Origin of the sequence: Myxococcus sp. AM011 (assembly GCF_013372595.1) — a bacterium.
In the GTDB taxonomy this organism is placed as follows: domain Bacteria; phylum Myxococcota; class Myxococcia; order Myxococcales; family Myxococcaceae; genus Myxococcus; species Myxococcus eversor.
In genome coordinates, this window is record NZ_JABXEM010000100.1 from 1 (window position 1) to 24451 (window position 24451).

At 68.3% G+C, this 24451-nt stretch carries 19 protein-coding genes; 4 read left to right on the forward strand and 15 right to left on the reverse strand.

Features of this window, described 5'->3' with window-relative positions; translation table 11 throughout:
- Nucleotides 1-109: 109 nt before the first annotated feature.
- Complete coding sequence (locus HUW62_RS21500; protein WP_163862775.1) at nucleotides 110-1024, reverse strand: glutaminase; 915 nt, start codon at nucleotides 1022-1024, stop codon at nucleotides 110-112.
- Nucleotides 1025-1272: 248 nt separating this feature from the next.
- On the opposite strand from HUW62_RS21500, the gene HUW62_RS21505 reads away from it, so the two are divergent.
- Nucleotides 1273-2820 (forward strand): ELWxxDGT repeat protein, encoded by a 1548-nt coding sequence (locus HUW62_RS21505; protein WP_176435476.1) that lies wholly within the window; start codon nucleotides 1273-1275, stop codon nucleotides 2818-2820.
- A gap of 80 nt (nucleotides 2821-2900) precedes the next feature.
- On the opposite strand, the gene HUW62_RS21510 is transcribed toward HUW62_RS21505, so the two are convergent.
- Nucleotides 2901-4688, reverse strand: coding sequence for a hypothetical protein (locus HUW62_RS21510; protein ID WP_176435477.1), 1788 nt, complete (start codon nucleotides 4686-4688; stop codon nucleotides 2901-2903).
- Nucleotides 4689-5153: 465 nt separating this feature from the next.
- On the opposite strand from HUW62_RS21510, the gene HUW62_RS21515 reads away from it, so the two are divergent.
- Nucleotides 5154-7586, forward strand: coding sequence for an ABC transporter permease (locus HUW62_RS21515; protein ID WP_176435478.1), 2433 nt, complete (start codon nucleotides 5154-5156; stop codon nucleotides 7584-7586).
- 21 nt (nucleotides 7587-7607) lie between these two features.
- Here the strand turns inward: HUW62_RS21515 and HUW62_RS21520 are convergent, their stop codons facing one another.
- The 11 genes from HUW62_RS21520 to HUW62_RS21565 all read right to left on the reverse strand — a co-directional run bounded on the left by HUW62_RS21520 (nucleotide 7608) and on the right by HUW62_RS21565 (nucleotide 20730).
- Nucleotides 7608-8354, reverse strand: coding sequence for a 2OG-Fe(II) oxygenase (locus HUW62_RS21520; protein ID WP_217911469.1), 747 nt, complete (start codon nucleotides 8352-8354; stop codon nucleotides 7608-7610).
- Between the two features lie 194 nt (nucleotides 8355-8548).
- Nucleotides 8549-9256 (reverse strand): tyrosine-protein phosphatase, encoded by a 708-nt coding sequence (locus tag HUW62_RS21525; protein ID WP_255203554.1) that lies wholly within the window; start codon nucleotides 9254-9256, stop codon nucleotides 8549-8551.
- On the reverse strand, nucleotides 9253-9375 hold the full coding sequence (locus HUW62_RS48870; protein WP_255203555.1) for a hypothetical protein: 123 nt from the start codon (nucleotides 9373-9375) through the stop codon (nucleotides 9253-9255). The genes HUW62_RS21525 and HUW62_RS48870 overlap by 4 nt, the downstream gene beginning before the upstream one ends.
- A 61-nt stretch (nucleotides 9376-9436) precedes the next feature.
- Entirely contained in the window at nucleotides 9437-10738 is a 1302-nt protein-coding gene (locus tag HUW62_RS21530; protein ID WP_176435479.1) for a PQQ-dependent sugar dehydrogenase, read from the reverse strand.
- Between the two features lie 147 nt (nucleotides 10739-10885).
- Nucleotides 10886-11782, reverse strand: a complete 897-nt coding sequence (locus HUW62_RS21535) for an NAD-dependent epimerase/dehydratase family protein (RefSeq protein WP_176435480.1) — start codon at nucleotides 11780-11782, stop codon at nucleotides 10886-10888.
- A 116-nt stretch (nucleotides 11783-11898) separates the two neighbouring features.
- A complete protein-coding gene (locus HUW62_RS21540) occupies nucleotides 11899-12753 on the reverse strand; it encodes an ion transporter (RefSeq protein ID WP_163862214.1) in 855 nt (284 codons plus the stop codon).
- A gap of 69 nt (nucleotides 12754-12822) precedes the next feature.
- Nucleotides 12823-13422, reverse strand: a complete 600-nt coding sequence (locus HUW62_RS21545; protein WP_163862209.1) for a cysteine hydrolase family protein — start codon at nucleotides 13420-13422, stop codon at nucleotides 12823-12825.
- 141 nt (nucleotides 13423-13563) lie between these two features.
- On the reverse strand, nucleotides 13564-14418 hold the full coding sequence (locus HUW62_RS21550; RefSeq protein WP_176435481.1) for a serine protease: 855 nt from the start codon (nucleotides 14416-14418) through the stop codon (nucleotides 13564-13566).
- 164 nt (nucleotides 14419-14582) lie between these two features.
- Complete coding sequence (locus HUW62_RS21555; protein ID WP_176435482.1) at nucleotides 14583-17768, reverse strand: multidrug efflux RND transporter permease subunit; 3186 nt, start codon at nucleotides 17766-17768, stop codon at nucleotides 14583-14585.
- Entirely contained in the window at nucleotides 17765-18955 is a 1191-nt protein-coding gene (locus HUW62_RS21560) for an efflux RND transporter periplasmic adaptor subunit (protein WP_176435483.1), read from the reverse strand. Before HUW62_RS21560 ends, HUW62_RS21555 begins: the two co-directional genes overlap by 4 nt.
- A 398-nt stretch (nucleotides 18956-19353) precedes the next feature.
- On the reverse strand, nucleotides 19354-20730 hold the full coding sequence (locus tag HUW62_RS21565) for a hypothetical protein (protein WP_176435484.1): 1377 nt from the start codon (nucleotides 20728-20730) through the stop codon (nucleotides 19354-19356).
- A gap of 100 nt (nucleotides 20731-20830) precedes the next feature.
- Between HUW62_RS21565 and HUW62_RS21570 the strand changes: the two genes are divergently transcribed.
- Nucleotides 20831-21325 carry a 6-carboxytetrahydropterin synthase gene (locus tag HUW62_RS21570; RefSeq protein WP_163862195.1) on the forward strand — a complete coding sequence of 165 codons (495 nt, stop codon included), beginning with the start codon at nucleotides 20831-20833 and terminating at the stop codon, nucleotides 21323-21325.
- Complete coding sequence (locus HUW62_RS21575) at nucleotides 21322-22032, forward strand: SDR family NAD(P)-dependent oxidoreductase (RefSeq protein ID WP_176435485.1); 711 nt, start codon at nucleotides 21322-21324, stop codon at nucleotides 22030-22032. Before HUW62_RS21570 ends, HUW62_RS21575 begins: the two co-directional genes overlap by 4 nt.
- 4 nt (nucleotides 22033-22036) lie before the next feature.
- Here the strand turns inward: HUW62_RS21575 and queD are convergent, their stop codons facing one another.
- Nucleotides 22037-22405, reverse strand: a complete 369-nt coding sequence (gene queD, locus HUW62_RS21580; RefSeq protein ID WP_275902352.1) for a 6-carboxytetrahydropterin synthase QueD — start codon at nucleotides 22403-22405, stop codon at nucleotides 22037-22039.
- A 100-nt stretch (nucleotides 22406-22505) separates the two neighbouring features.
- Nucleotides 22506-24302, reverse strand: a complete 1797-nt coding sequence (locus HUW62_RS21585) for a serine hydrolase (RefSeq protein WP_176435486.1) — start codon at nucleotides 24300-24302, stop codon at nucleotides 22506-22508.
- Nucleotides 24303-24451: the final 149 nt, after the last annotated feature.

A 24451-nucleotide genomic window follows, 5' to 3' on the forward strand; every position in this document is an offset into this window, starting at 1 on the left:
TTGCAGCACACGGGACGGCTCGGGCGTGAGGGATGGGCGGTGGGGGCCGGTCCTCAGCGGAAGAACATCTTCGCGAGGACCGGTTTACCTTCGACGCCACCCATCCCCATCAAAACACCGAGAGTCCGGTCAGCGTCGTGAAGCGGTCCAGCGCTTCCACGCCAGCAACGGAGTTGCCGTGGGCATCCAGCCCCGGGCTCCACACACACAAGCCACAGCGATTCGGGATGACGGCGATGATGCCGCCACCGACACCACTCTTGCAGGGCAGGCCCACGCGATAGGCGAACTCACCCGCGGCGTCATACGTGCCGCACGTGAGCATCACCGCGTTGACCTGCTTGGCCTGGCTGCGCGTGAGCAATCGCTCACCCTTCGCGCCCTGCCCATGTCGCGCCAGGAAACCGCAGGCCCGAGCCAGGTCCGCGCAGCTCATCGACAATGAGCACTGCCAGAAATAGTGCTCCAGCACGCGCGGCACCGGATTCTGGATGTTGCCGTAGCTCGCCATGAAGTGCGCCAGCGCGGAGTTGCGGTGGCCATGCTCGGCCTCGGACGCGGCGACCACCGGGTCGAAGTCCACGGACGCGTTGCCGCTCTCCGCCCGCAGGAACTCCCGCAGCAACCCGCGTGAGTCCCCCGTGAGGCTCAGCAGCCGGTCCGTGACGACCAGGGCCCCCGCGTTGATGAACGGGTTGCGGGGCACGCCCTGCTCATACTCGAGCTGCACCAGCGAGTTGAACGGATTGCCCGAGGGCTCCTTGCCCACCCTGCGCCACAGCGAATCACCGTCTCTGGCCAGCGTCAGCGCCAGCGCGAACACCTTCGAGATGCTCTGCACCGAGAAGGGCACCCGCCAATCCCCTACACCGAACACCTCTCCATCCACCGTCGCCAGCGCCATGCCGAACCGCGAGGGGTCCACCGCGGCGAGCGCCGGGATGTAGTTGGCCACGCGCCCCTGCCCCACCACCGGCCGGATGGCCGCCATCACTTCATTCAGAATCGCCTGGAAGTCGTCCATCACGTGCCCCGTCCGCCGAGGCCCGATGATAGCCGCGCCGGGAAGCGTCGACTCATTCACATCGGTGAACTGGAGAACCTGACCTCATGCCCCAGAGCACTGGGCATTCGCCAGTCACCCTCCACATTCCGCGGACCCGGATGAACGTGGGTCCGGGGAAAGGAAATGAATCGATGCGACATCCCCATTCATACCTCCTCGCCAGCAGCTGTGCGCTGCTCTGCGCCTGCGGACCCATGGAGGAGTCGGTGGACCCACCGACCACCGACAGCGACTCCGGGCTCGAGCTGAGCCAGGACCTGAACAACCCACCGCAGTGCACCGGCCCCCAGTTCGTCGCGGACCTCGCGCCAGGGACCGGCTCGACGTTCCCGCTCGATAGCGCCGAAGTGGATGGCGTCGTCTACATGAGCGTCATCTACGGTCCGAGCCTCGACACCTACGCCCTGTGGAAGCTGGAGGAGAAGTCGTCCGGATGGAAGGCCACGCTGCTGCTCGGAAACCTCTCCGACGCCCCCAAGCGGATGGCCGTCGTGGGCTCCAAGGTCCTCTTCATCCTCGACGATGGCATCCACGGCAGTGAGCTGTGGAAGACGGATGGCACTCCCGGAGGCACCCGGCTGGTCGAGGACATCAACCCCTTCGGCGATGCCTTCTCCGCCAACCCCATCAACCCAGTCGCCATGGGCAAGGCGCTCTACTTCGCCGCCGATGACGGTACGCACGGCACGGAGCTGTGGCGCAGCGATGGAACGACGGGGGGAACGCGCCTCGTGGAGGACATCGCCCCGGGCTTCGCGAGCTCTTCACCCGGGCAGCTCCTCCTGGATGGCAAGCGGCTCCTCTTCGCCGCGGACGACGGCGACAAGGGTCGTGAGCTGTGGAAGTCCAACGGCACGAGCGGCGGAACCCGATTGGTGCGAGACATCGCGCCCGGAGCCACGGACTCGTCACCCGATCAGCTCTTCCGCCTGGAAGACGGCACCCTGTTCTTCGTGGCGGATGACGGCACCCACGGGCGGGAGCTCTGGACGACGGACGGAACGACGGAGGAAACCGAGCTGGTCATGGACATCCGTGCGGGCTCGGAGGGCTCGGACATCGCCTGGCTGACGTCAGGGAAGAAGAAGCTCTATTTCACCGCGAACGATGGCGTCCACGGCGCGGAGTTGTGGACGTCGATGGGCTGCGAGGACGACACGCGCCTCGTGAAGGACATCCGTCCCGGTGCCACGGGCTCGGCGCCCCGTGAACTGGTGCCACTGAAGGGCAACGTCATCCTGTTCGCCGACGACGGCACCCATGGCCGGGAGCCCTGGAGGAGCAACGGTACGACTGCGGGGACCTTGATGCTCGCGGACACCCACCCGACGTCGCCACAGCCGGGGTACGAGCCCTCCAGCCTGGTCGCCGGCAAGAACAAGGTCTTCTTCTACGCCACCACGCCCGGCGAGGGGAAAGAGCCCTGGGTCACCGACGGAACGACTTCGGGCACCCATCTCATCAAGGACCTGCGACCCGGGCCCGACCACTCCATCTCAGGAGACCCCTACCCGCCCTTCGTCGTGGGCGGCGGCGCGACGTTCGTCTACTACGAGGAGTCGGTGGGCGTGGAGCTGGCGTGGACCAACGGCACCGCGTCGGGAACCCGCGTGGCGGACATCAATCCGGGCCCGGACTCGTCCAATCCGGTCATCTTCCGCGCCACCCGAGACTGGGTGTACCTGGTGGCGGGCGATGGCGTTCACAGCAGCGAGCCGTGGGCCCTGTCCGTGGGCTGCTTCCCCAAGAACTGAGCCTCGAACACGAATCCGTGGCGATGGGTGGCCGGAGCAGGGAACCTCGTGTCCCAGCTCCGGCCATTCCGTCTGGTGGCTCACCGGTCTGGGTGAACCCGATCATTGGCGACGGTTCCTGGCTGGGCTTCAATCAGACTCCCGAGGCCCACCGCGTAGGGAAATCCAAACCACCACTGCTCCATCGTGAACAAGATGAGCGCCGTGGAGAACTCCATGCTGAAGTTCGACTTGTGCGCGGCGCGCATGAGGATGGCGTGGTGCTCGCAATAGAACGCGTCCATGTGCGAGAGGAACTCCGAGGAGGTGATGGCCTTCATGCAGAGAAGCCTCGGGATGAGGTACTCGTACTCCACCAGCTCCATGGGGAAGCTTCCGCTCTCGACGGCGTCAACGACCGCGGTGTGGATGTCGATGGAGCCGGAGTGTTTCCTTCCAGCGACAGTCACGGTGTAGTGGAGCGGTCGGCGCGGAACCGTCACGCGTGACGAACCCGCTGGCTCGGTGGGCTCGAACTCCTTCGAATAACAGTCCGCGAGCTGGCCCGACTTGTAGAGGTCCCGGCGCTGAACCTGCCCACAGGCATCCGAGGCGAGCGCGAAGTAGCGCCAGAGGTCGTGCCTGTGGTTGCACATGTTCCAGACGCAGACATCCATGATGACGAACATCAGGGAGAACCGCTCGGGTTTGACTCCGCCCTCTGGGGTGAGCTCGGCGTTCACCATCCACACGCTGCGCTCGTAAGCCTCGATGAGCGAAGCGGTGGAAATCGAGCCGCGAGTCAGCGTCAGCACGCTCTGGGCGCATTCTCCGTTCCGGAGATCCGGACCAAGGTCGGCCCAGTCCTGGGTCAATCCCGTCAACATCAGGTCATCGCGACCGCTGTCGCCAGGGACACACGACAGGTAGTGGCCGAACATGCCCGAGTCACAGGCCTTGAAATCGCGCCAGCGGTCACGGTCCCCAAACACCCACGCGGTCAGCCCGGTCGTGGGGATGGCTCGGAGCTCCGCCTCCATCCTGCGTTTCCCGTCGATATACGCCATCTCGCCCAACAAGTGGGCCCTCCTGGTTCGCAGCTCCGCGGGAAGGTCAGGCATCTCCCACAGGCAACAGAGGTCCCTGACGTAGTGGTTGTGATTCGAGCCACCCACCGTGTCCAGGTTGTACTCGAGGTAGAAGCCGTAGATCAGGGTGCAGAGATAGTCCTGCCGCCAGTCGCCGAACTCGCCACCACTGAGTCCGCCGAGCCATGCCCCGGAGTTGAATATCGGGTAGGCCGCCGCACCGCGCAGCCCATGCTCGTCCATCACCTGGAGCCACGATGGGTTCGCGCAGCCTGACACCTCCGGGGACTTGGTGCTTCTCCCCTGGTTCGCGCCGCCTCGCGCCTGGGTCAGAATCTCCCGGACAAGCCCATCTTCTCCAGTCACGACCACAGGCCAGACCGGACCCGTCTCCGACGATGAATCAGAGGAGGTACCCGTGGTTCGGAGCTTGTTGATGTGCGCGAGGAGGGCACAGCCGTTCTCGAGAATCTCGCTGCACTCCCGGGTCCGGCCCTCGAACGCCGCCCCCAGGGCATGGGGGTCGTCACGCATGACACGCCGGAAGTACTGGGGCTCATAGCTCCAGGAGGGCGGCGCATCCTTCCCGGAATGCGCTCCATACAGCCGCTCCCGGAGCTGCATCATGTGCTTCGCGAAGGGGGACCCCTCGATGAACTTCCTGGGGTGGAGCACATCCATCACGGACTCATTGAACGGCGTGTTCGCATCCGTTCCCACGCGGACCGGCTCCGAGTGGATGCGCTCAATGAGCCGAGGCATACCGCCACCGATGTTCTCGCTGTGCTTGTCACGGGCCATGGCCTCGCGCGCCTGGGAGAGACAACGGCAGTCACTGCCGTGATGCTCCTCCTGGGCGACTGACTCCTTTCATCTCACAACACGTCAATCATATCTCAAACATCCTGCCAGACACCATTGACCGACCCCTTTCATCAGGCGTGGCGCCCGCACCTGAATCAACACATTGCCCGCACTGGCTTGCCCGAAGTGACGCGACCTTCCCGGTCGCCACGAATCACGCGGCGGGGAGCGGGTGCGGGCCGACCGGACGGCGGCGGGAACGAAGCTGGCGGACCGCCGCTGGCATGGCCGAGTTCCGCCTCACGTGTCGCCCCGAAAGACTGACACTCGCGAGCACGGTGTCCGGAGGCGGGAATCGCGCGTCCCAGCTCCGGCCACTCCACCTGGCAGCTCAGCGCACGGCCAGTCTGGCGACAGGGAGTGAGCCTTCATGGCACGGTCCGTGCTGTCGGTCCCCACGCCATGGACTCTCTCCTCCAGGATTCCCGTCACGCGCTGCGCCGGTTGCGCCGCAGTCCCACGTTCACGCTGGTGGCGGTGCTCACGCTCGCGCTCGGAATCGGGGCGAACGCGGCCATCTTCAGCGTGGTGCACACCGTGCTGCTGCGTCCCCTCCCCCTCCAGGACGACGCGCGCGTGGTGCGGCTGTACAGCGTGAGGAAGCAGGGCCCTGGTCCCACCTCGCCGCCAGACCTGGTGAGCATGAGGGAGCAGGCGCGCGCCTTCACTGGACTGGCCGCGCTCACGAGTGTCGAGCTGACCCTGGGCGCGCATGACGCCGAGGCCGCCCCCGAGAAGGTCCAGGGCACGCTCGCCACGGCCGAGCTGTTCCAGGTGCTTGGCCCTCGCGTGCACCTGGGCCGGGCGCTCCAGCCTGGGGACGATGCTCCGGGAGCGCCTCCGGTCGCCGTCATCTCTCATGGCCTGTGGCAGCGTCGCTTCGGAGGAAGTCCGACGGTGGTGGGACGAACCGTGAATACGGGAGCCCGCGTTCCCGCCACGGTGGTGGGCGTCATGGCACCGGGCTTCGACTTCCCGGCGCGTTCGGAGGTCTGGGTGCCCCTGGGCCTGGACGCGGATTCGCTGACGCCGGAGGCACGCGGTGCCCACTGGCTGGAGGTGTATGGACGACTCGCGCCCGGCGTGAGCATCGAGCAGGCGCGCGCCGAGGTCTCCGTGATTGCACGGGGACTGGCCGAGCAATATCCCCGCACGAACGCGGACGTGGGGGCGAGCGTGGAGTCCCTGCGCGACGTGCTGCTGGGACAGGTGCGTCCCTCGCTGCTGATGTTGATGGGCGCTGTAGGGCTGGTGCTGCTCGTCGCGTGCGCGAACCTCACCCATCTGCTGCTCGCACACGCGGCCACCCGTGAGGGAGAGCTGTCGATTCGCCTCGCCCTGGGCGCGAGCCGGGGCCGACTTGTTCGCGAACTGCTCGCGGAGAGCGGCCTGCTGGCGCTAGCGGGTGGAGCCATGGGGTTGCTCGCGGCCCTGTGGGCAATGGATGCGCTGGTCGCGTTCGGCCCCCGGGACATTCCGCGCCTCGACGAGGCCTCCATCGACGGCACCGTGCTCTCCTTCACCGCCGCGTTGGCGATGTTCACCACGGTGTTGTTCGGGCTCGTCCCCTCGCTGAAGGCCTCGCGCGTGTCACTCGGAAGCGGGCTGCGCCTGGCGAACGCGGGGAGTGGCGGTGGCGCCCACCACCACAAGACGCGCGCGCTGCTCATCGTCGGAGAGACGGCGCTCGCGGTGTTGCTGCTGGTGAGCGCGGGATTGCTGTTGCGCAGCTTCGTGCACCTCCAGCAGGTGGCCCCGGGGTTCGAGTCGGATGGCGTCCTCACGGTGAAGCTCGACCTGCCGCCTAATCGATATGGCTTCGGCACGGCCGCGCCCGAGGCTTTCTTCGACCAACTCCTCACGCGGGTGCGCGCGTTGCCCGGCGTCGAGGCCGCGGGAATCGTCGCGGGCCTGCCGATGGACGGCGGCAAGATGCCCCTCGACCTGAAGGACCCCCAGCGCCCGCTGCCGTCTGGGATGGAGCCGTGGAAGGCCAGCGTGCGCATCGTCAGTCCGGGGGCCCTGGAGACCCTGCGCGTGAAGCTCCTGCGCGGCCGGAGGCTGAGCGACGAGGACCGGGGTGAGGGCAGGCGCGCCGTGCTGGTGAACGCGGAGGCCGCGCGCGGGTTCTGGCCGAACGAGGACCCGCTGGGGCGGACGCTGAGCACGGACGTCAATTGGGGGAACGGTGCCTTCGGAGGTGTCGTGGTCGGAGTGGTGGACAACCTCGCCATCGACGGGCTGGCGGCGCCGGCCGTCGCGGAGGTCTATCTCCCCTATGAGCAGGCGCGCGGTACGCAGATGACTCTGGTGCTGCGGACGTCGGCGGACCCGCTGACGCTCGCCTCGGCGGTGCGCGCGGAGGTCCGGGCGCTCGATGCGAGCCTCGCGCTGGGGAGTGTCCGCACGCTGGCCTCGGTCGTGGACCGCACGGTGGCGCCGCTTCGCTTCTACCTGCTGCTCGTCGGAGTCTTCGCCGGGGTGGCGCTGTTGCTGGCGGCGGTGGGACTCTATGGCGTCGTCGCCTATGCGGTATCCCAGCGCACGCGGGAGCTGGGCATCCGCATGGCCTTGGGTGCGAGGACACACCAGGTGACGAACCTGGTGCTGCGTCGCTACCTGGGACTGACGGCGGTGGGGCTGGGACTCGGGCTCGCGCTCGCCGCGGGGGCCGGTCGGACCGTCGCGCATCTGCTCCATGGGGTTCAGCCCGTGGATCCGCTCACGTACGCGGTGGTGCTCGTGGTGCTGGGGCTGGTGGCCTTTGTCGCGGCCCTGCTCCCCGCTCGGAGGGCGGCGAGGGTGTCGCCCTCGGTCGCGCTCCGAGGCGACTGACGAAGCCGGGCCTGGGAGCCCTCAGCGGGCGTCGTGGAAGATGATGCCTGCCGTGTGCCGGTGACCCGAGCGGAGGCGGCTCACGCCGTGTCGCATGTTGACGCGATAGATGCCTCGCGTGCCCTGCACGGGGCGGTGGTGGACCGGGAAGATGACGCCATCTCCCTGGCGAAGCGGCACCACCTCCGCGCGGGACTGCATGCGCGGACGCTGCTCGGTGAGGACCAGCTCGCCTCCGGTGAAGTCTCGCTCCGGCTCCGACAGGAGGAAGGCCACCTGGAGGGGAAAGACCTCATCGCCATAGAGGTCCTGGTGGAGGCAGTTGTAGTCACCCTCTCCGTACTGGAGGAGCAGTGGGGTCGGCCGGAGCTGCTCGGCCTGATGACAGCGCGCAAGGTAGGTGGCGTGCGTGTCTGGGTAGCGCGTGTCGATCCCCATCGCTTCGTTCCAGCGATTCGCGATGGCGGCGAGCGGGGGATAGAGCCCACTTCGTAGACGCGCGACGAGGTCGGGGAGCGGATAGGCGAAGTACTTGTACTCGCCCCGACCAAAGCCGTGCCGAGCCATGACGACACGACTGCGGAACGGCGCGTCCGAGGCGTAGAGCGACGAGAGCGCCGCGCACTCGTCGGGCGTCAGCATGGAGGCCAGCGTGGCACACCCGCGCATCCCCAGCTCCGAGCCGAGCCCCTCCCAGTCGAGCGCCTCCAGGCGCTGCTCCATGGTGGGCTGCTTCGACGAGCGCATCCGTCGGAGAGGGGCGGTCATGACAACGCCCCGCGCACAGACGACTGTGATGACATTGGCTTCTGCATCATTCCCCGCGCCATATGGACACTCCGCCCTCTGGTCACCGGTGGCTCGGTCAGCACACCGGACAGATTCAGGAGATGGCGCACCGGAGAACAGGTTGCGACCCGGTTGTTGCTGCGAACGTACAGTGCACGTGCGCCGCGACTGAATCACGCACCGTAAACGCGGGTGGTATCGTGCTCCGTGCGAAGCAACCGCGCGCCCAGCGCATCCAAGGTGGCTCCTTGAGCCGCCGACAGTCGAACCCCTGGCCGGGCCTTCTGCACCCTGGAGAGGGCTTGCTTCGCATCAGGAGCCAACCCGCGCGCCATGAGCACCGCCGCGGCAACCATCCCCGTGCGCCCGTGTCCCTGGGCACAGTGAATGTAGAGCGGCGTCGGCAGCGTGGCCCATGACTCGATATGGGACGCCAGGCGCTCCGCCGACGGTGCCGTCGCGTCGAGGATGGGCAGACACACGTAGTGCTCGACGCTCCGGATGCCCTCGGGCTCGATGAACTCGGACGTCAGGTCCACCACGGTCCGAGTTCCCACCGGTAGCTCCCCCGCCAACAGCCGGCGTCCAATGACGATGCCGGGCGCGACCTCGTCATGCACGGACTCACGCGAGAGCCGCCGGGCGAGGTGCCACGTCGCCCAGGTCATCAGCAGGTAGGGCAACAAGACGACCAGCGCCCAGGGCCGCATCCGCCCATCGCCGCGCTTGCCGAAGACCGCTGGCCCCGCCCCGACATACGCCACCGCCACCAGCGCGAAGCTCAGCGCGGGCCAGAGCAGTCCCCAGCCCAGGCCTCGAAGCTGGAAGGCCAGGACCGTGAGCAGCGCCGCGAAGACACCGAAGACGAATGAGTACTTCATGCCCGCCATGACCTGCCCCCCAGGGACGCATGCAGCGCGGGCGGCTCGATGTCTCCGTGGACTCCTCCCAGCGCGGTGTCGATGGCATCCCAGCCCACCGCTTCGACCTCATCGCTCATGCGCTCGAGTATCGGGCTGAACCCCGCCCCCACGCGAGCGCCTTGAGCCTCCGACAGCCGCTCAGCGCGGCGTCAGCTTGAGCAGCTTCCCGTCATCATCATCCGTGAGGAGATAGAGCGCGCCCTCGGGACCCTGGACGACCTCGCGGATGCGCGCGTCCTGGTCCCTGAGCAACCGCTCCTCGCCCACCACGCGGTCGTCCTTGAGCACCAGCCGCACCAGCGCCTGACTCGACAGCCCCCCGATGAAGAAGTTGCCCTTCCATTCCGGGAACAAGTCCCCCGAGTAGATGGTCATGCCCGAGGGCGAAATCACCGGGTCCCAGTAGTACACCGGCTGCTCCATGCCCGGGCCCTGCGTGGACTTGTGGATGGGCGCACCCGAGTACTCCTCGCCATAGCCGATGGTGGGCCAGCCGTAGTCCTTGCCCTTCTCGATGAGGTTCAGCTCGTCACCCCCGCGCGGCCCCATCTCCACCTCCCAGAGCCGGCCCTGGCTGTCGAGCGCCGCGGACAGGACGTTGCGGTGGCCCAGCGTCCAGATTTCAGGGCGCGCGTCCTTGCGACCCACGAACGGGTTGTCCTTCGGAATGGAGCCGTCCGGGTTGATGCGGACAATCTTCCCGAAGTCGCTCTTCAAGTCGCGCGCCTGGACGCGGCCCGGGAGCACCGAACGCTCGCCCAGCGTGATGAACAGCTTCCCATCCGGCGCGAAGACCAGTCGCCCGCCCGCGTGCAGCGTCGACTCCAGCGTGGGCTCCATGCGGAAGATGACCTTCAGGCCTTCGACCTTGGGCTTCGCCCCATCCACCAGCTTCGCGCGCGCCACCGCGAGCCCGTTGCCGCCTTTGCGCGGTTCGTAATAGCTCCAGTAGATGAGGCCGCTCGTCGCGTAGTCCGGCCCCACCTCCACATCGAGGAGCCCACCCTGACCGCGTCCATCCACGGGCGGCAGCCCCGCGACCGGCGCCGACTTCTCGCCCTTCTGCGTGACGATGAAGAGCTTCCCGGTCGGCTTCTCCGTCACCAGCATGCGCTGGTCCGGCAGGAACGCGATGGCCCACGGCTTGTCGAAGCCCTTGGCCACCTCGGTGACCTGAATCTGCGTGCGCGACTGGACTCCCGGCGCGCGCGTCTGTCCCGGGAAGGCCGGCTTGAACTCGGGCACGTTGGGCGGCGCCGTCTCGACGGGCGCGCCCGTGGGATTCGGTCCCTGGCGAGGCTCGGACTGCTGGCTGCCCGCGGCGCCACCGGGGGCCATGTTGCCACTCGGCTTCGTGGGCTTGGCTGGAGCCTGCCCGTGGGCGGCCCCCGCGAAAGACAGGAGGGTGGTGCAGGCCAGGGTCGTCAACAAGGTACGCATGGACTCACTCCGCGAGCTGGGATGGAAACGAGGCTCTGACGGCGCGCAGCAAACCCGATGTGCATTGCGGGATGGAAGAAGGATGCGCTCAACGCGCGGAAGTGGACGATCCGCCAGGACACCTCGCGGAGACAGCCATGCCCCCGCTCAGTCGACGGGCATCTCGTCGCGAATCCACGCCGTCACGGAGTCATGACGCGGCGCCCAGCCCAGCTCGCGCCGTGCCCGCTTCGCGCGCACCCGGCTGTTGGAGCCGAACGAGTAGCGCGCATGGCCCTCGCCCCACTCGCGCGAGGCCTCCTCGACGCTCCATGACCGCACCGGCCCCAGCTTCAGCCGCGCCGCGATGGCCTCGCCAATCTCCGCATAGGACGCCTCGCCGTTCTCCACGAAGTAGAAGGCCCCCGCGGGCGCCCGCTCCAGCGCCAGCGCGTAGAGCGTGGTGACATCATCCAGGTGCACGTTGGACCAGCGGTTGATGCCCTTGCCGACGATTCGCACCACCCCGCTCTTGCGAGCCTGGGCGACGAGCGGAGGAATCTGCACGCTGTCCCGGCTCAGGCCCTTGCCCGTGCCGTAGATCATCGTGTTGCACAGCACGATGCCGCGCGCGCCCTCGGCGGCGAGGACTCGATTGTCGAGCGCATGCCGCGCCTGCTTCTCCGGCTCGACGATGAACGGCGTCTCCTCGTCGAACACCTTGGGCGACAGGGCGTCGCCCTTCACGTCGTCGCCGATGACGCTGGAGCCGCTGGTGTGGATGAGCGGCTTGCCGGAGCCGCGCACGCCTTCAATCAACGCCAGGATGGCCTTGTCATGATCGCTGCTGGCCGCGTTGATGACGCCGTCCGCGCGACGGGCCTCGGCTGTGAGCAACGCTGTGTCGTCCAGGTCTCCGCGCACTGGCTCGATGCCGAGCGCGGCCAGCTTCTTGCCCTTCGCGTCGTCGCGCACCAACCCGCGAATGACATGCCCCCGGGCCTTCAGGTCCAACGCCAGGGTGCCGCCGATGAAGCCGGTGGCGCCAGTGATGAAGAGGTTCATCGCGAGGTCTCCAGGGAATGGGACAGCTTCAACGTGCGCACAGCATGCTCACGAATGAAGCCGCTCCCCGGCGGGGTTTTCCGACGCGCGGTGAACACTGAACACCCCGGTCCCGCTCACACGGCGGGCTTCGCGGGCGCCCAGTCCAGCGCCGTCCCACACGCCTTGCAGAAGCGCGCGTCCAGGTCATGTCCCTGCTTGCCACAGCCGGGACAGGCCTGGGTGTCCGGACGCTGCTTCGTGGCGGCGGCCAGCTCCACGGAGACGATGCCGGTGGGCACCGCGAGGATGCCGTAGCCCATGATCATCAACACCGACGCGATGAACTGACCGGGCACCGTCTTGGGAGTGATGTCGCCGAAGCCCACCGTCGTCATCGTCACGATGGCCCAGTACATGGACCTCGGGATGCTGTCGAAGCCGTGCTGCTCCCCTTCCACCAGATACATGATGGCGCCCATGACCACGTCCACGGTCAGCACGAAGCCGAGGAAGACGATGATCTTCCCCCGGCTCGCTCGCAGCGCGGTGAGCAGGACCTCCGCCTGCCCCAACAGGTGCCCCAGCTTCAGCACCCGGAAGACTCGCAGCAGCCGCAGCACGCGGACCACGAGCAGCGTCTGCGCACCGGGGAAGATGACGCTCAGGAAGGATGGGAGGATGGCCAGCAGGTCCACCAGCCCGAAGAAGCTGCGCGCGTAGTCCAGCGGCCGGCGCACGGCGATGAGCCGCAGCACATACTCGAGCGCGAAGATGACGGTGAAGAACCACTCCGCCACCTGCAGGGCGGTCGCGTACCGGACCCGGATGGAGGACACGCTCTCCAGCATCACCGCCGCGATGCTGAAGACGATGGCCCAAAGCAGGGCCACGTCGAACGCCTTCCCCGCCGGAGTATCGGCCTCGAAGATGATGGTGTGGAGTCGGGCGCGGAAACCACCCTGGGGGCTCTGCTCGGAAGACCTGGACACGGGGCGGCAGTCTAGGCGCAACCCGCGGCCGGACGCAGAAGCTTCGCACCCTGGGTGGGTTGAGCCCCGTTACAGACGCCCGGACCCCTTCGAGGGATGCACGGGCCGGCGGACGCGACCTCCACGCTTCACCTCGTCGGCCCTGCACACGCGGACCCGCAGGAAGCGCTGGAGCTGGTCCAACGCCAGATCGTGGTCCGTGTCGCTCTCCGCGCAACAGCAGTCGCTCAGCACGGTGATGTCGTACTCGTGCATGTGCGCGTCATGGGCGCTGAAGAAGACGCACAGGTTGGTGGCGATGCCCGCCATCAGCAGCTTCTTCGTCCCCAGATACTCCAAGAGGGGAACCAGCGACGTGGCGAAGAAGGCCGAGTGCTTGGGCTTGAGGACGAAGTAGTCCGTGGCATGGGGCCGCAAGGCCCGGGCGATGCCTCGGCCCCGGCTGCCCGCCCGGGTGCAGTGCCGGTAGACGTCCCGGAAGTTGCTGCGCCAGTGGTTGAAGTTGTCGTTGACGTAGATGACCGGCACCCCCGCCTTGCGCATCCGCTGGGCGAAGGGCGCCAATCGCTCCACCATCCGCGACGCCCAGGGGAGCACGTGCTCTCCCCCGGGGAAGTCCAGGTCGTTGATGACGTCGATGATGAGCAGCGCGGTGTCCGAGCCCCTCATCGGCTTCGAGCGCGACCTCTTCCCGGACTTCGGGCCCGGCTTCGCCACAGGCACCTCCCGGCGCCTCAAGGTAGCCACGGCCCGGGCGACTGAGCAGTCCCCCAGGGAGCCACGGGCTCGAACGCGGCACGTCCAGGCGGACTACAGCCTCGCCGTGACGCTCAGGAGGCGAACCTGGGTGTTGATCCACGGGATGTAGTTGGAGACCCGGGCATAGATGCCGGGCAGGCCGGGCCTCGCGCAGCCCACGCCAAAGCTCACGATGCCCTGGAGCACTGGCTTGCCCTGCGCTCCGAGCATGAAGAGCGGTCCCCCACTGTCGCCCTGGCAGGCGTCCTTGCCCCCCTGCGAGTACCCCGCCCCGAGCATCGCGTAGCGATCGATGTGGATACCTTGAGAGCGGTAGGCATTCACCATGAGCTGATGCGGGATGGTGGGGACCCCTACCTGCATCAGGACAGGGGACGTGTCATATCCGCCCTCGCGTGTCAGGCCCCACCCCGCCACTGTCGCCTCGGCGTTGTCCGAGACGGTCTCTCCCGCGAGCGGGAGCAGGATGGGCAGGACCGTGGAGGAGAACTTGAGGGGCTTCTCGAGCTTGACGACGGCGATGTCGTTAATCGTCGTGTCCGGGTCGTAGGCCGGATGGTAGACAGTCTTCACTCCTCGGACCGTCTGGGTACCCGCCCCGGGACGCATGAGGTCGTGAATGCCCGCGGAGACCGTTAGACTCGACGTGCCGTCATAGACACAGTGCGCGGCCGTGACGATGATGTCCGACTCCTGCTTCGTCGCGCTGACCCGGATGAGAGAGCCGCCGCAGAAGTGGATCCCGTACTGCTGCATGCTGACAATCCAGGGGTGGCTCCCCGGGCGCGCCTCCACGCCTCCGACAATCTCCTGGCCGATGCTCTCCACCGCATCGACACCCTGCATCTCCGGACCACCACAGCCCACCAGCCCCACCGCGACAACGACTCCCAGCACGAAGCGCATCGACCCCTCGGATTTCAAGTTCGAGGCACCTTGTGCAAGCCGAAGACCACGCGCGCGGTAGGGACGGCTTCGAGGGAAGCCGCACGCGAGCCCCGGGCTGAGTCGAGCCGTTGACGTGTCAGGCGCGGTCCAGGTCGCCACCTGACACGTCACGGCCCCTCGGCTCAGTGGCCTTCCGCGCCCGTCGCCCCCGCCGGAATCACGGGGGCCTCCCGCTCCGCCCCGCGCAAGGCGAACTTGCGGATGACGATGTAGAAGATGGGCGTCAGCACCAGCCCGAACAGCGTCACGCCGAGCATGCCCGCGAACACCGCCACGCCCATCGCCTGGCGCATCTCCGCGCCCGCGCCCGTGGCCAGCGCCAGCGGCACCACGCCCATGATGAAGGCGATGGAGGTCATCAGGATGGGCCGCAGCCGCAGCCGGCACGCCTCGAGCGCCGCCTGCACCACGCCCATGCCCTCGTCTTCTTGAGCCCGCGCGAACTCGACGATGAGGATGGCGTTCTTCGCCGCCAGGCCCACGAGCACCACGAGGCCAATCTGCGTGAAGATGTTGTTGTCCCCCCCCACGAACCACACCCCGGCGATCGCGCTGAGCAACGCCAGCGGCACCGTGAGCAACACCGCCAGCGGCAGCGACCAGCTGTTGTATTGCGCCGCCAGGATGAGGAAGGACAGCAGGATGGCCAGCGGGAAGACGAACAGGCCTTCCTTGCCGGCGAGCTTCTCCTGGTACGTCAGGTCGGTCCACTCGAAGCCCATGCCAGCCGGCAGTGTCTCCGCCGCCACGCGCTCCATCGCCGCCACCGCCTGTCCCGTGCTCACGCCGGGCGCCGCCGCGCCGTTGATGTCCGCGGACGGATAGCCGTTGTAGCGCAGCACCTGGTCCGGCCCGAACGAGGGCTTCACCGTCACCAGGGACGCCAGCGGCACCATGCCGCCCTGCGGGTTGCGCACCTGGAGTCGGCCGATGTCCTCCGGCTCCATGCGGTGCTTCGCGTCCGCCTGGACGTTCACCTGGTACGTGCGCCCGAAGCGGTTGAAGTCATTCACATACAGCGAGCCCAGGTGAATCTGGAGCGTCTCGAACACCGAGCCCAGCGGTACACCCTGCTGCTTCGCCTTCACCCGGTCCACGTCCGCCTGGAGCTGCGGCACGTTGATTTCGAAGCTCGACATCAGGCCCATCAACTGGGGCTCGGCCGAGGCCTTCTGGACCAACGCCTGTGTGGCGGCGTAGAGCGCCTCCGGACCCAGGCCCGCGCGGTCCTCCACCTGGAGCTTGAAGCCCGCCATGGAGCCCATGCCCGGCACCGGGGGCGGAGGGAAGACGGCCGCGAAGCCCTCCTGGATGCCGCCCAGCTTCATCTGGATACGGCCAGCGATGGCGTTCGCCGACATGTCCTCCGCCTTGCGCTTCTCGAAGTCGTCGAGAATCGCGAAGACGACGGCGGAGTTGGGCGAGTTGACGAAGCCGTTGATGCTGATGCCGGAGAAGGCCACCACGTTCGCCACGCCCTTCTCCGCCAGCATCAGGTCCGACATCCGCTTCACCACGTCGTCCGTGCGCTCCAGCGACGACGCGGGAGGAAGCTGCGCCAACCCCACCAGGTAGTACTTGTCCTGCATCGGCACGAAGCCCGCCGGCACCTTGTTGAAGCCCAGCCACGTCAGGAGCAGGAGGCCGCCGTACACGATGAGCGCCATCCCGCTGACGCGCACCACCCGCTTCACCAGCGACACGTACCCTTCCGAGGCCTTGTCGAAGAAGCGGTTGAACGGACGGAAGAGCCACCCGCCGAACGCCTTCTCCATGAAGCGCGTGAGGCCGTCCTTCGGCCCGTGGTGCCCGCGCAGCAACACGCCCGCGAGCGCGGGACTGAGCGTCAGCGAGTTGAAGGCCGAGAGGATGGTGGAGATGGCGATGGTCAATGCGAACTGCCGGTAGAACTGACCCGTGAGTCCGCCGAGGAACGCCGTGGGGACGAACACCGCCGACAACACGGAGGTAATCGCGATGATGGGGCCCGTCACCTCCGTCATCGCCCGCCGGGCCGCTTCCTTGGGATTGACGCCCTGGGCGATGTGCCGCTCCACGTTCTCCACCACGACGATGGCGTCGTCCACGACGATGCCGATGGAGAGCACGAGTCCAAAGAGCGACAGCGTGTTGAGCGAGAAGCCCAAGAGGTGCATCACCGCCGCCGTGCCCACCAGCGACACGGGCACCGCCGCCAGCGGGATGATGGAGGCGCGCCACGTCTGGAGGAACAGCAGCACCACCAGCACCACCAGCACCACCGCCTCCAGCAGCGTCGTCACCACGTTGCGGATGGACGTGCGCACGAAGAGCGTCGGGTCATACGCGATGCGGTACTCCATGCCCTCGGGGAACGCGTGGTTCAGCTCATCCATCCGCGCGCGAATGCCCGCGGACACGTCCAGCGCGTTGGAGCCCGAAGCCTGGCTGATGCCGATGGCCACCGCCGGCTTCCCGTCCAACCGGGCGCGCACCGAATAGGAGTTGGCGCCCAGCTCCACCCGGGCCACGTCGCGCAGGCGCGTCACCTGCCCGCCCTCGCCCACCTTCACGACGATGTCGCGGAACTGCTCCTCGTCCGTGAGCCGGCCCTGCGTGGTGACGGTGAGCTGGAAGGCGGACTTCTCATCCGGCTGCTGGCCGATGACACCCGCCGCCACCTGCACGTTCTGCTCGCGGATGGCGCCCACCACGTCGCTCGCCGTGAGACCGCGCGCGGCGAGCAACCGGGGGTCCAACCAGACGCGCATGCTGTACTCGCCCGCGCCCAGCACGTTGACGCTCCCCACGCCAGGGACGCGCTGGAGCACGTCGCGCACCTGGAGCACCGCGTAGTTGGAGAGGTAGAGCGGCTCCAGCGTCCCGTCGGGCGACACCAGGTGCACCACCATCAGCAGGTCCGGGCTCGACTTCTCGGTGAGTACACCCAGCCGCTGCACCTCCGCCGGCAGGCGCGGAATCGCTCGGGCCACGCGGTTCTGCACCTGCACCTGCGCGGTGTCCGGATTCACGCCCATCGCGAAGGTGACGGTGACGGCCACCCGGCCATCGCTCGTCGCCTGCGAGGACATATAGAGCATGCCCTCCACGCCGTTGATCTCCTGCTCCAGCGGCGCGGCCACTGTCTCCGCGATGACGCCCGGGTCCGCGCCCGGATAGGCCGCGCGCACCACCACCGTGGGCGGTGACACGGCCGGGTACTCGCTCAGCGGAAGCTGAATCAACGACAGGCCACCGCCAATCAGCAGCAGCACGGACAGCACGGCCGCGAAGATGGGCCGGTCCACGAAGAAGTGCGCGAACTTCACGGCCGCGCCCCTTCGGCATGCTCGGAGCCGGCCATGGCCACCACCGTGGGCGCCACCGTCATGCCCGGCCGAGCCATGCCCTTGAGCACCACGCGCTCACCCGTCGACAGGCCCTTGAGCACCACGCGCAACCCGCCCTCGGTGGTCCCCAGCTCCACGCGCCGCTGCTCCAGCGTCTGGTCCGGACGCACGACGAGCACGTAGCGCCCCTTCTGGTCCGTCCCCACCGCCTGGTCCTGGATGAGGAGCGTGGGATGCGCCGCGCCCGTCTCCAGTCGCACCCGGGCGAACAGGCCCGCCGTCAGCTTCCCGTCGGAGTTGGGCAGCACCGCGCGCGCTCGCGCCGTCCCTGTCGCCGTCGCCACTTGATTGTCCAGGAAGTCCAGCCGCGCCTCGCGGGGGAAGCCCTCCTCACCCGTCAGCGCCACGCGCACCGGCACCGCGTTGACGCGCCCGTCCTTGCCGCGCGCTCCCGAAGCCGTGCCCGCGAAGCGCAGGTACGTCGCCTCGTCCACGTCGAAGTAGACGTAGAACGGCTCCACCGAGACGATGGTGGTGAGCAGCGTGGCGTTGGCGCTGCCGCCGCTGACCAGGTTGCCCGCCGTCACCAGCGCCCGCCCCACCCTGCCGCTGACGGGCGCGCGCACGCGGGTGTCCTGCAGGTCAATCTCCGCGGAGCGGGCCGCCGCCTTCGCGGACTCCACGCGCGCACGGGACTCCGCGCGCTCCGCCACCAGCACGTCGAAGTCACCCCGGGAGATGGCCTGCTCGGCCACCAGCTTCTCCCCTCGCTCGAACTTCTTCTCCGCCAGCGTGCGCCGCTCCTCGGCCTGACGCAGGTCCGCCTGGGCCCGGGCATGCGCCGCCTCGAAGGTGCGCGCGTCGAGCTGGAACAGCACCTGCCCCGCCGTGACGAGGCCGCCCTCCGCGAAGCGCACCGCGTCGATATAGCCACCGACGCGAGGCCGCAGCTCCACGCTCTGCACCGCCGCGAGCGTGCCGATGAACTCGGCGCTGTTCGCCACCTGCCGGGTGACGACCTCCGCCACGACGACGGGCGCCGCCGCCGGTTTCGCGGGCCCTCCTCCTTGTTGCGCGTCCGAGCCCTCGTCTCGCGCGAGCACAAGACCACCCACCACCAGCGGGAGGGCCAGAGCCCCTCCCACCGCTGCACGTCTCCAATTCATGGCTGACTCCAACTTCTATTCAGGGGTCGGACACACCGGTGGCGCTCGCATGCCCGCGATTGCGCCTCCGGCGGCCCGTGGGAAACAGGAGGGGAACGACTGAATGCACTTCTCCCGGCCAGTCGGTGCGTCACCGCCGGAAGACAGGATGTGGATGTGTCTGGGACTGACTCAGGAGCCGGGCTTGCGGCGCGCCGAGCCTGGAGACGGGCTCGGCCCTCCGCGCGAGGACCGGTGGGGTGTTAGCGAGACGAGGAACGACAACAGCGTCCCGAGGAATGGGACACCCGAGGCGGAGCACGCCTCACCGCGGAGGTAATTTGCAACATTGCCCATTACTAATTGCCCCCGGCCCTGACGCGCAACGCAAATTGAAGCGGCCGGTCCGAGGTGGGAGGTCACTTGCCCGTGGCGGAGCACCCCGGAGGTGGCTTCCAGTCGCGCAGCGCCGTGAGCAGTTCGTCCTGCTCCTGGTCGACACCTTCGGGGGCATCCACCGCGCTGACGCCGGCCGGACGCGTGAAGTCGAGCAGGTCCACGGGCGCGGGGCTGGACGGGCAGCCAGGCTTGAAGGTCTCCTCCAGCGCCACGATCAACTCGTCCGCGTGGTTCTCCGCGGGGTCGGCGGACTCGGGCCACGTCACCTCGCCCGTGAGCGGCTCGCCTTTCGCGGGAGGAAACCAGGTCCAGCTCAGATGGGTCTGCCCGCTGTGGAACCACATGGAGCCGCCTCCCATCCCGGCCATGGTGGTGATGCCCGAGGGCCGCTCCCGCCATTCAATGGCATAGCCCGCGGGCACCGTGCGGGTGACCGGGCGGGCGCGCTCCACGGAGATGCCCTCGTCGCCGAGCAGGAGCACCCACGTCAGCTCGCGCAGCAGCTCTCGCGACAGGGCCCCCGCCGTCACCTGGGGACGACGGTTCGCCTGGGTGGTCTCCACATCCACGCGACCGATGCGCTCCGCGTCCTCGTACAGCGACAGCCTGCTGCAGCTTTGCGACACCCAGGCCGCGCCCGTCTCCAGGTGGTACGCGCGCACCTCGTCGCAGAACGAGTAGTGCCCCCGGCGGCCCCGCAGCACCAGCCAGCCCTCCGTCGGCGCGCGGAGCCGCACCACCGGAAGCACCTTCTCGAAGGACTTCGTCCCGCCCTCACAGGAGCGCCAGGCCGTGTAGCGCCAGCGCTTCGGCCGGGGCTTCGCGTCGTTCACGCAGGCCTTGCGAGCCTCCGCCTCCAACTTCGCCTCCGCCTTGTCGGCCTTCCGCTCCAGCTCTCGCAGGAAGGACGCCTCCATCCTCCCGGACCAGGCCTCCGTCTCCTTCGCGCAGGCCGCGTCCTTGGAGGAGCACAGCATCCCCGCGAGCCGGTGGTCCGGCTTCACGGTCTCCAGCGTCAGCACGTCGCGGGCCTCGGGCGGCAGCACCACCGTGCGCGTGCCGGGCTTGCCCAGCTCCAGGTAGGACTCCACCCAGCTCCGTCCCCCTTCCTTCCACCAGGTCTTCAAGCCCAGGAGCGGCACGTCCTCGGGGACGGGCTCGGGCTCCTCCCGGCTCATCTCGAAGCAGCGCGACATCAAGAGCTCGCGCAGGGCCGACACGCCGAGCTTCCCGTCACCGTCGTCTGGCAGCGCCTCCAGCCTCGCATCCAGGGCGAGCAGCCGCTCACGGGCCGCCGTCCACTCGGGCGCGGAAGCGGGGCACGGGGTGAAGACCTTCTCGTCCGCGGGCGGCTTGGCGGACAGGAACACACCCAGGGTGAGCAGGGGCAGGAGCATGGGCCTTCCAGAATCGCTCATTTCCCCCGGGCGGAGCCAGGACGTCCCGGGGCGCGAGACTTCCCGGCGGCGACGGCAGATGCTAACCCCACGCCTGCTCATGCCACGCACGACGACCCTGGAGCTCTACAAGGAAGAGATGAAGTTCTCGGCCGGGCACTTCACCATCTTCTCCGCGACGCACCGCGAGAACCTGCACGGCCACAACTTCACCGTCTATGTCGCGCTGACGGGCGAGGTCGCCGACAACGGGATGCTCTCCGACTACGGCCCGCTGAAGCAGACCATCATCGCCCGCTGCCGCGCCTGGAACGAGACGTTCTTCCTTCCGGAGAGGTCCCCTTTCTTGAAGTTGGAGCGGGACGCGAAGGGCGATGTCCTGGCGCGCTTCAACGGGGAGGAGCTGCGCTTCCTCGCGCGCGACATCACCGTGCTGCCGGTGGAGAACGTGACGCTGGAGGAGCTGGCGCGCGTCTTCGGCGAGGAGCTGCTGGGAGACGGCTCCGCCCTGCGCAAGGACGGCGTCACGCGGCTGGTGGTGAAGTGCTCCTCGGGCCCCGGCCAGTCGTCCTCCTGGGAGTGGGAGGCGTCATGACGGACCAGGCCATCATCACTGGCGCCAGCCGGGGAATCGGCCAGGCGCTGGCCGCGCGCTTTCGCAAGGAGGGCTGGGGCGTGCTGAACCTGGCGCGCCAGCCGAGCCACGTGCCGGGTGTCATGGACCTGGGCGTGGACCTGGGCTCCGGCGACTGGGAGCCTCGCGTGGAGGCCGCGCTGCGGGACACCGCGGGACAGGCCAAAGACCACCGCGTCTGCCTGGTGCACAACGCGGCCATCTATGACCACGACGACGCGCTGGAATTGACGGCGGCGCAGCTTCGCCGGGTGCTGGAGGTCAACGTCGTCGCGCCCGCCGTGCTCAACCGGCTGACGCGGCCCTATCTGGGCGACGGCTCATCCATCCTCTACGTGGGCTCCACGCTGTCGGAGAAGGCCGTGAGGGGCAACGCGTCCTACGTGACGTCGAAGCACGCGCTCGTGGGGTTGATGCGCTCCACCTGCCAGGACCTCGCGGGCACGCGCATCCACACCGCCTGCGTGTGCCCGGGCTTCACCGACACGGAGATGCTGCGAGAGCACCTGGGCGACGACGCGAAGCGCGCCGCCATCATCTCCGCGAAGTCGACCTTCGGGCGCCTCATCACTCCGGACGAAATCGCGAACGTCCTCTACTTCTGCGCCACCACGCCCACCGTGAATGGCGCGGTGCTCCACGCCAATCTGGGACAGGTGGAGACCTGAGGGCTCAGCCCTCGGCCGGGTAGACGGTGCACTGCGAGGTGCACGTCTCCGACACCCGCAGCTTGACGACGCGCGCGGTGGCGAAGCTCAGCCGCTCGAAGACCCAGGCGGCGAGCAGCTCGCTGGTGGGGTTCTCCAGGCCGGGCACGTCGTTGAGCAGCCGGTGGTCCAGCAGCGCGTGCAGCGGCTGCCACGCGGCGTTCAGCTCCGCGAAGTCGACAATCCAGCCGAAGTGCGGGTCCACCGGTCCGCGCACGGTGATTTCGATGCGGTAGCTGTGCCCGTGGACGCGCGAGCACTTGTGGCCGGGGGGGACGTTGGGGAGACGGTGCGCGGCCTCGAAGGTGAACTCCTTCGAGATTTCAGTCACCAGCGCGGCTTTCTTCGTCGAGACGGGCTCCATTGGACCGGCCTTCTACCCACGTTTGCCTCCGGGCGTCGAGCCAAGACGCAGGCCGGGCTCCCACCCCTGCCTACCGGCGCACGGCCGCCAGGATGTAGCGGGGCAACAGCTCCTCCCGGAAGGTCTTCCAGAGGTTGAACTGGCCGTAGTTGCCCCCGGTGAACATCACCGTCAGCTCCAGCTCGGGGATGACCATGACGTACTGGCCGCCGTTGCCGCCCGCCTCGTATTCCGCGTACACGCGCTCGCCCACGCGCAGCTCGTGACGCCACCACGCGTACCCGTAGGTGCGGTCAGGGCTCATCACCGAGTGCCGGGCGATGGAGCGCTCGACCCAGCGCTTGCTGACCACGCGCCTGCCGTTCCACACGCCGCCCGCCAGGTAGAGCTGCCCCAGCTTCAGCGCGTCACGAGGGCGCGCGTAGAGGCCGCCGCCCAGGTACGCCTCGCCATCCGGCATCAGGTTCATCGCGTAGCGGCGGAACTGGAGGGGCTCCGCCACGGTGCGGGCGAAGTGCTCGGGCAGCCATGTCCCCGTCGCGTTGCGCACCATGCCGCCCACCAGGTTCATCCCCGCGGTGCAGTACACCGCCTGCGGCTCTCCCGGCGCCCGGCCCATGGGTAGATCCAGCGTGTACGTGTACCAATCTCCCTCCTGCTCCTGGAGGGTGTTCTCGTTGCCGGGGGACTCGTCGTTGTCGTCGTCGCAGTCCAGGCCCGAGGTCATCGTCATCAGATTTTCCAGCGTGAGCTTCGCCTTGCGCGGGTCCGCGGGCGCGGCGCTCTTGTACGCGGGGAACAACGAGTAGACGGGCGTCTCCGGGGCGAGCTTCGCGCCCTGCTCCATCGCCGTGCCCACGAGTATCGGCGCCAGCGTCTTGGCCGCGGAGCGCAGGTCATGCAGGCGCTCCTTGTCGAAGCTATGGAAGTACTCCTCGACGACGAGCTTGCCCTTGCGCGCGATGAGCACGCCCTGGATGTGCGGACCCGGCGTCGGGCCCGGCTCGGTGTCGAGGATGCGCTGCATCAGCGCGATGATGGGCGCGGGGTCCATGCCCACGTCGGTGAGTGACGCCGTCGCCCAGCCATCCTGCTCCGCGACAGGCGGACGGTAGGAATAGGCCCCCGGCGCCGGCGTGCGCGGGTAGAGCCCCACGGCCTGCTCCCGCTCCTTCTTCGTGAAATTGATGGGGCCCAGGAAGAGGATGGGCACCGTCAGCCGGCCGAAGCGCGGGTCGAAGGTGCCCTCCAGCGTCGTCGGGCCGCGCGGGTCCGTCAGCTTCACCGCGTTGCCCTGCATGGAGACGTTGAACGCGAACTGCCGGCCGAAGCCCTTCTCCGGGTCCTTCAAGTACGCCGCGATGGTGCCGTCCGGCCGCTTGTACACGACGAGGTACAGGGTGAAGCGGTCCGCCCACGGCGTCACGCCGCCCCGCCACACGCCCTTCTGGAGCGCGCGCAGCTCCACGGGCGTGGCGTATTGCACGCCGCCAATGACGACGCGCGGCTGCACCCAGTGGCCTCGGATGAGCTTGCCGTCCGCGCCGACGACGCCCCGGAACGTCCCCTGCCCTCCCGGCATCGTCACCGTGAGCTGGTTCTTCTCCAGACGCCCGGGGGCCTCATAGCCGCCGATGCGCGCGCGCCACGTGTCGCCGTCGCGGAACACCGTCAGCTCGCCCTGGACCTCCGGCCCGAAGACGGGCTCCCCTGCCCAGATACCGACCAGGCTCGACGCGGTGTCAGCGGGGGCCTCGGCCTTGGGGGCCACGACGGCGCCCTTCGCGGGCTCCGCGGCCTTCGAGGAGGAGGGCAACACGAGCAGCGCCAGCAGGGCGCCCAGGGAGGCGTGGGCCGTGGAGAGCATGGCGTGATTCCTTGAGGGACGGGCGAGGGGGTTCACCACGCGAGTTCCTACGCTGGGGCCTTCACGACGATTGCCACCCGCGGGCGCGAATGTCCCCGGGCGGGACGAGGCCCCTCGGGCTATCCTCCGGGGCCATGATTCAGGAGGCC

What these genes read in the sequence shown, in the direction of transcription:
- HUW62_RS21500 (WP_163862775.1), bottom strand. Translation starts at nt 1,024, where the DNA reads ATGGACGACTTCCAGGCGATTCTGAATGAAGTGATGGCGGCCATCCGG.
- HUW62_RS21510 (WP_176435477.1), bottom strand. Translation starts at nt 4,688, where the DNA reads ATGGCCCGTGACAAGCACAGCGAGAACATCGGTGGCGGTATGCCTCGG.
- HUW62_RS21515 (WP_176435478.1), top strand. Translation starts at nt 5,154, where the DNA reads ATGGACTCTCTCCTCCAGGATTCCCGTCACGCGCTGCGCCGGTTGCGC.
- HUW62_RS21520 (WP_217911469.1), bottom strand. Translation starts at nt 8,354, where the DNA reads ATGACCGCCCCTCTCCGACGGATGCGCTCGTCGAAGCAGCCCACCATG.
- HUW62_RS21525 (WP_255203554.1), bottom strand. Translation starts at nt 9,256, where the DNA reads ATGAAGTACTCATTCGTCTTCGGTGTCTTCGCGGCGCTGCTCACGGTC.
- HUW62_RS48870 (WP_255203555.1), bottom strand. Translation starts at nt 9,375, where the DNA reads ATGAGCGATGAGGTCGAAGCGGTGGGCTGGGATGCCATCGACACCGCG.
- HUW62_RS21530 (WP_176435479.1), bottom strand. Translation starts at nt 10,738, where the DNA reads ATGCGTACCTTGTTGACGACCCTGGCCTGCACCACCCTCCTGTCTTTC.
- HUW62_RS21535 (WP_176435480.1), bottom strand. Translation starts at nt 11,782, where the DNA reads ATGAACCTCTTCATCACTGGCGCCACCGGCTTCATCGGCGGCACCCTG.
- HUW62_RS21545 (WP_163862209.1), bottom strand. Translation starts at nt 13,422, where the DNA reads ATGAGGGGCTCGGACACCGCGCTGCTCATCATCGACGTCATCAACGAC.
- HUW62_RS21550 (WP_176435481.1), bottom strand. Translation starts at nt 14,418, where the DNA reads ATGCGCTTCGTGCTGGGAGTCGTTGTCGCGGTGGGGCTGGTGGGCTGT.
- HUW62_RS21560 (WP_176435483.1), bottom strand. Translation starts at nt 18,955, where the DNA reads ATGAATTGGAGACGTGCAGCGGTGGGAGGGGCTCTGGCCCTCCCGCTG.
- HUW62_RS21565 (WP_176435484.1), bottom strand. Translation starts at nt 20,730, where the DNA reads ATGCTCCTGCCCCTGCTCACCCTGGGTGTGTTCCTGTCCGCCAAGCCG.
- HUW62_RS21570 (WP_163862195.1), top strand. Translation starts at nt 20,831, where the DNA reads ATGCCACGCACGACGACCCTGGAGCTCTACAAGGAAGAGATGAAGTTC.
- HUW62_RS21575 (WP_176435485.1), top strand. Translation starts at nt 21,322, where the DNA reads ATGACGGACCAGGCCATCATCACTGGCGCCAGCCGGGGAATCGGCCAG.
- HUW62_RS21585 (WP_176435486.1), bottom strand. Translation starts at nt 24,302, where the DNA reads ATGCTCTCCACGGCCCACGCCTCCCTGGGCGCCCTGCTGGCGCTGCTC.